4 protein-coding genes, 1 tRNA gene and 2 rRNA genes are annotated in these 6,584 nt (G+C 30.1%); 5 read left to right on the top strand and 2 right to left on the bottom strand.

The window, feature by feature from the left end:
* Positions 1 to 177: 177 nt before the first annotated feature.
* From rrf to glcT, 3 genes are all read left to right on the top strand, one after another.
* Positions 178 to 295, top strand: a 5S ribosomal RNA gene (gene rrf / locus BUB01_RS22320).
* A gap of 6 nt (positions 296 to 301) precedes the next feature.
* Positions 302 to 377 (top strand) — tRNA-Lys (locus BUB01_RS22325).
* A gap of 148 nt (positions 378 to 525) precedes the next feature.
* Complete coding sequence (glcT, locus tag BUB01_RS22330) at positions 526 to 1,383, top strand: glucose PTS transporter transcription antiterminator GlcT (RefSeq protein ID WP_072993897.1); 858 nt, start codon at positions 526 to 528, stop codon at positions 1,381 to 1,383.
* Positions 1,384 to 1,410: 27 nt separating this feature from the next.
* Here the strand turns inward: glcT and BUB01_RS22335 are convergent, their stop codons facing one another.
* Entirely contained in the window at positions 1,411 to 1,890 is a 480-nt protein-coding gene (locus BUB01_RS22335) for a PTS sugar transporter subunit IIA (protein ID WP_072993900.1), read from the bottom strand.
* A gap of 416 nt (positions 1,891 to 2,306) precedes the next feature.
* On the opposite strand from BUB01_RS22335, the gene nagE reads away from it, so the two are divergent.
* Positions 2,307 to 3,746 (top strand): N-acetylglucosamine-specific PTS transporter subunit IIBC, encoded by a 1,440-nt coding sequence (gene nagE / locus BUB01_RS22340; RefSeq protein ID WP_072993903.1) that lies wholly within the window; start codon positions 2,307 to 2,309, stop codon positions 3,744 to 3,746.
* A gap of 230 nt (positions 3,747 to 3,976) precedes the next feature.
* On the opposite strand, the gene asnB is transcribed toward nagE, so the two are convergent.
* On the bottom strand, positions 3,977 to 5,818 hold the full coding sequence (asnB, locus tag BUB01_RS22345) for an asparagine synthase (glutamine-hydrolyzing) (protein ID WP_072993906.1): 1,842 nt from the start codon (positions 5,816 to 5,818) through the stop codon (positions 3,977 to 3,979).
* A 480-nt stretch (positions 5,819 to 6,298) separates the two neighbouring features.
* Here asnB and BUB01_RS22350 point away from each other — a divergent pair.
* A 16S ribosomal RNA gene (locus tag BUB01_RS22350) occupies positions 6,299 to 6,584 on the top strand; the annotation flags it as partial.

Raw genomic sequence — 6,584 nt, forward strand, 5'->3', positions numbered from 1 at the left:
CATGTTCAGCTGACTCATACTAATAGATCGAGGGCTTGACCAAAATAAAAGGTAATTAACAAAAACTAAGATTTATATATGCAATTTTCAGAGAACAAACTCTGAAAAAGGAAACTCAAAAGCTTTGGCTAATGAGTATTATTTCAAAAAGAAATCTAAGATTTCTGTGAAATAGCATCTGGTAATGATGCGTAATTTGGTAACACCCGTACCCATTCCGAACACGACGGTTAAGCAAATTACGGCTGATGGTACTGCACGGGAGACTGTGTGGGAGAGTAAGTGGTTGCCAGGTTTGTATGGTTCACTAGCTCAGTCGGTAGAGCACATGACTTTTAATCATGGTGTCCGGGGTTCGATTCCCCGGTGAGCCACCAAAACCTCTCTTTAAAAGAGAGGTTTTTTTATTTATACTTAATAATAGATTAGACTTTTCTTATATATTTGTATATAATAGCCTTGAGATATTTTAAAGGGTTTTGTGAATGAACAACATGCATAGATTAATAATTATGGAGGTTTAATATGAAGACTATATTAAAAGTTGACTATGTGGTCTTAAAAGTTTTCAATAATAATATAATACTAGCCAATAATAATGGTAAGGAAAAAATACTTTTTGAAAAAGGAATTGGATTTGGCAAAAAAGTTGGAGAAATAATAAAAAAAGGTACTGAGATAGATAAAATTTTTACAATAGAGAATCAATTTAATGTACAAAATTTTAATGAAATTGTCAGTAAGAATGATGAAAAGTTTTTAGCTCTTTGTGAAGAAATTATATATGATATATCAAATAAATTAGGGGAAGATTTAAGTGAAAATATTCATATTGGATTAACTGAGCATATATCTTTTGCAATTAAAAGATTAAATAATAATGAAGAAATACAGAATCCGTTTTTAATTGAAATACAAACCTTATATCCACAGGAATTTGAATTAGCAAAAGAGGCTGCAATTAAAATAAAAAATTCAACTGGAGTATTAATGCCAGATGGTGAAGTTGGATTTATAGCTCTTCATATACATTCTGCTAGGAATAATGGTAAATTATCCAATACTATAAAATATAGTTATATAGGTAATAAGATAACTGAGTATGTTGAAAAAGAATTAAATATTGTAATAGATAAAACATCCTTGGATTATGCTAGATTTTTAACTCATATGAGATTTGCAATAGAAAGAATAATGAAGAAATCGTTAATAAAAAATGATTTGCTAAATATTATAAAAGAAAGTTACCCGAAATCATATTTGGTTGCAGAGAAAGTTGCCAAGATATTAGAAAATGAGCTAGAAGTTAAAGTTGTAGAAGATGAAGTTGCATATATAGCAATGCATATTCAAAGATTTAGAGTATCGGTAGAAAATAATTAAAGCCAGCATTAGCTGGCTTTAATTATTTTATTTAGCTTTATAAGTTATAATTACATCAGAACCTTCTTTAACTGTTAGTCCAATTTTAGAAGATATTTCCTTAACGGAATCTACATTTGTTATTAAAACTGGTGTAATAAGAGATAGTCCTTTACTAATAATGAAATCTCTATTTATTTTTATTATAGGAGTACCGGCTTTAACTTGAACACCAGGTTCTATTAATCTTTCAAAACCTTCTCCTTCTAAAGAAACAGTGTCTATACCAATATGAACTAGCAATTCAACTCCATTTTCAAGTGTCATAGCAAAAGCATGATTTGTTTTGAAAACAAGAGATAATTCACCATCTGCTGGAGCAACTATTATATCTCCTGTAGTATCTATGGCAACTCCGTCACCAGCCATTTTTTGAGCAAAAACTTCATCTGGTACTTGAGATAAATCTATAGTTTTTCCAGATACAGGCGCAACTAATTTTAAATCTTTTTTAAAAAATCCAAACATAACTTACTCCTAATATTAATTTGAATATTAGGAAATTCACATCCTTTCATTTCAATTTACATAAATATTTAAAGGTTATCAAAAAAAAAAGCATAAGTTATTAAAAACTTATGCCTGATTTAACAGTAACACGTTAAGACAAATTATACAATAACATTAAAAGAGTTGTCAATATTCAGCAAATGTTTACAAGAAAAAATAAAAAAATTATTTGTAACCGTTGACAAAATTCGCGATTTTTTATATAATCAAAACATAAATTGAATACATAAATAAAGCGTGTAACCGAGTTAAATTTTGGGCATTAGCTGAAAAGGATATGTTATTACATTATACCTTTTCAGCTTTTTTTATTGGGTTCAATTTAAATTTTTAGCACTTATATTTTTTAAAATTAAAAAGGAGGAATTATAATTATGATGAAATTTTTTCAAAAATTAGGAAAATCATTAATGCTTCCAGTGGCGTGCTTACCTGTTGCTAGTATCCTGATGGGTATTGGTTATTGGATGGACCCTACTGGTTGGGGTGCAAATAGTGTTTTAGCTGCATTCTTAATAAAAGCAGGTGGAGCATTAATTGACAATATGGGTATATTATTCGCAATAGGTGTAGCGGTAGGTATGTCTGATGATAGTGAAGGGACTGCTGGACTTGCAGGGCTTGTTTCATGGCTTGTGATTACAACATTGTTATCTACAAAGTCAGTAGCAATATTTAAGGGAATTAAGGAAGCTGATGTTGCAGCGGCATATAGTAAAACGCAAACACAATTTATAGGTATATTAGCAGGTTTAATTGGAGCTAGTTGCTATAATAGATTTAAGGGAACTAAACTTCCAGATGCGTTATCATTTTTTAGTGGAAGAAGAAGCGTTGCTATAGTTACAGCAGCATTATCTCTTGTGGCTTCAGGAATATTATTCTTTGTATGGCCTGTTGTTTATGCAGGATTGGTATCATTTGGTAAGGCAATTATTTCTACAGGAGCTGTAGGTGCAGGTATATATGCATTCTTTAATAGATTATTAATACCGACAGGTTTACATCATGCTCTTAACTCAGTATTCTGGTTTGATGTTGCAGGAATAAATGATTTAGGAAATTTCTGGAGTGGAAAAGGAACTCTTGGTCAAACAGGAATGTATATGACTGGATTCTTCCCAGTAATGATGTTTGGATTACCAGCAGGAGCTTTAGCTATGTATCACACAGCTAAAGATAAAAAGAAAAAGGTTGTTTATGGATTATTATTAGCAGGTTCAATTTCTGCATTCTTTACAGGAGTTACTGAACCATTAGAATTCGCATTTATGTTCTTAGCACCAGGATTATATGTAGTTCATGCATTATTAACAGGTATTTCAGCAACAGTATGTGCAATGTTACCAGTAAGAGCGGGATTTAACTTTAGTGCAGGATTTGTAGATTGGTTTTTAAGCTTTAAAGCACCAATGGCTCAAAATCCATTATGGTTAATTCCAATAGGTTTAGTAGTTGCTGTTATATACTATGTTGTATTCCGTTTTGCAATCACAAAATTCAACTTAAAGACTCCAGGTAGAGAAGAAGATGATGATGATGAAGAAATGCACGTAGAACTTAAAAATAACGATTTTACAGCAATAGCTTCTGTAATATTAGAGGGTGTTGGTGGAAAAGAAAACATAACTTCTATAGATAATTGTGTAACAAGGTTACGTTTAGAAATAAAAGATCAAGCAAAGGTTAATGAAAAGAAAATTAAATCTGCGGGTGTTTCTGGGGTAATAAGACCAGGAAAGACTAGTTTACAAGTTGTTGTGGGTCCACAGGTACAGTTTGTAGCAGATGAATTCAAAAAATTATGTAGATAAGGTCAAAAAAAGTGGTTTCTATCCTGAAACCACTTTTTATTTATAATATTATAATCTGAAATCATGTATATAGGGTTCTTGGTTTGAAAGTTAATTTGCACATTTCATTGAATTAAGATAAACCAACAATAGTTTTTATAAACAAATTAAAAACTTCAAATTAAAATCATATATTGTTGGCGTTTATTTGTTTTAAATCTTATCAATTAAGGTTTAACTAGCACAATACGTTAAATTAATAAATTTATATTATATTCTTCTAACCAAATATTTACTTGTATCAGATAAGCAATTAACTGAGGACCTGTCATTAATTGTCCAAACCATGGTGTTTTATAAGAAGTACCTTTAGTATCTATTATATTTTGCACATTTTGTTTATTTATAATATTCAATATTGGCGATGTCTTAGAATTTATTATGGAATTTAAGGTTTTGCAAACTGTATCTGTATATATAGGATTAAAGGTTTTAGGATAAGGACTTTTTTTCCTATAAATAATATCTTTAGGAAGTATACCTTTTAATGAATTTCTTAAAAGACCTTTTTCACGACCGTTAACAAATTTTATATTCGGAGGTATATTAAAAGCATAATCAACTAGTCTAATATCTGCAAAAGGAACTCTAACTTCTAAACTATTTGACATACTCATTCTATCTTTTCTATTTAATAAATTAACCATAAACCATTTTATATTTAAATAGAACAATTCACGCATTCTGTAAGTTAATTTATCTTCGCCGATTTGGTGTGGTACTTCAGAGATGCTTTTTTTATAGTAATAGTCTATATTTTCTTGAATATTGATATTGCTTAAGGAGTCGTTTAAAATATGATATCTATCTTTTGCAAATCTAGACCATGGAAAGGTATCAGAGTATATCATAGATTCATCAGTATACCATGGATAACCTCCAAAAAGTTCATCTGCACATTCGCCAGATAATGCAATTACAAAATCATTAGATATTTCTTTACACGCTAAATACAAAGAAGAGTCTATATCAGCCATACCTGGTAAGTCTCTGGAAATTACAGCTTGCTTTAAATAATTGGCTAAATCAATGTTATTTATTAAGATAGTTTTATGATTACTTTTTATAAAGTCAACCATTTTTTTTGTCCAATACTCATCAGAATCAGGTTGAAACATAGATGATTCAAAGTAATTAGTGTTATCTTCATATTCTATAGAATAGGTAGTTAACTTTTTATTAGATTTTTTAAATTCATTACTTACAATTGCAGAAATTGCACTAGAATCTAGTCCGCCTGATAGAAATGTACAAAGAGGTACATCACCTACTAGTTGTCTGCAAATAGAATCTGATACTAAAAATTTTAAATGCTCCTCAGCTTGTTCTATAGTTTCATTAAAATCATAGACCTTTAGTTTCCAATATTCTTTTAATTGTATTGAAGATTTAGATATTATAGCACAGTGCCCAGGTGGTATTTCATTTATATCTTTAAATATTGCATTACCAGGACTAGTTGCAGGACCTAAAGCAAATAATTCGGATAATCCTGTTTTATCTACTGTGGTACTTATATACGGATGTTTTAATAGTGTTTTAATTTCAGAACCGAAAATAAAAGAAGAGTTTTTTATAGAATAAAATAATGGTTTTATACCTAATGGGTCTCTAGCTAGTATCAATTTCTGTTCATACTCATCAAAAATACAAAATGCAAAAATACCATTTAGTTTTTCTAAAAAAGATTCTTTCCAATATATATAAGAGGTAAGAAGTATTTCTGTATCAGAATAACCTTCAAATTTAAAGCCTTTAGATATAAGTTCTTTTCTTAAATCTTCAGTATTATATAATTCACCATTATAAACAATAGTATATTTTTTATTAGATAGTATTTTTGTCATAGGTTGTATACCACCACTAGGATCTACTACTATCAATCTTCTATGGCCTAACATTATATTTTGGGTTATATAGTAACCATAGCTATCCGGACCACGTAATTTTAATGAGTCTGTCATATCTTTTAAAATTTTAGAATTATTAGATATATTATTGTTAAAGTCTATCCAACCACAAATTCCGCACATTATAATTAACTCCTTGTAATAAATAAAGTAATATTATATATTTTATGCAATTTAAATAATCAAAGTTACTTATTACTTTAGAATAGTTGTTAATTAAAATTTTCAAAATATAATTACCCAGGTGTATCGCTATAAATAAAATGAAGAAAAATGGAGAAAAATGAAGAATGATATAAATATTAAAATTTAACGGTAATAATATTGGTATTATAATGTTTTAGGTGTGATATTATAAAAGGCGTCGCCAATATTGATATTTGTGGGACAAGCCACTTTGACAGATTTTAATATTAATAATATTTTAAAAATATTAAAATATTTGTTGACATTAAGGTGAAAAGGTGGTAACATAGTAAGGGTCGTCAGGTGATGACGAATGAAATTTGGTCTTTGAAAATTAAACAGAGTAAGAAAATATATGACCAGCAATTCTTTATGATTTAAATCATAAGACATACAACAGTAATGAGCTACAAACTTGAAATTGAGAGTTTGATCCTGGCTCAGGACGAACGCTGGCGGCGTGCTTAACACATGCAAGTCGAGCGAGCAGATTCCCTTCGGGGATGAAGCTAGCGGCGGACGGGTGAGTAACACGTGGGCAACCTGCCTTATAGAGGGGGATAGCCTTCCGAAAGGAAGATTAATACCGCATAACATCAGATTATCGCATGGTAGACTGATCAAAGGAGCAATCCGCTATAAGATGGGCCCGCGTCGCATTAGCTAGTTGGTGAGGTAACGGCTCACCAAGGCGACGATGCGT

The organism is Clostridium cavendishii DSM 21758 (assembly GCF_900141845.1).
GTDB classification, from domain to species: domain Bacteria; phylum Bacillota; class Clostridia; order Clostridiales; family Clostridiaceae; genus Clostridium_AG; species Clostridium_AG cavendishii.

Coding starts and splice junctions, on each gene's coding strand:
- glcT (WP_072993897.1), top strand. CDS start 526: ATGAAGACTATATTAAAAGTTGACTATGTGGTCTTAAAAGTTTTCAAT.
- BUB01_RS22335 (WP_072993900.1), bottom strand. CDS start 1,890: ATGTTTGGATTTTTTAAAAAAGATTTAAAATTAGTTGCGCCTGTATCT.
- nagE (WP_072993903.1), top strand. CDS start 2,307: ATGATGAAATTTTTTCAAAAATTAGGAAAATCATTAATGCTTCCAGTG.
- asnB (WP_072993906.1), bottom strand. CDS start 5,818: ATGTGCGGAATTTGTGGTTGGATAGACTTTAACAATAATATATCTAAT.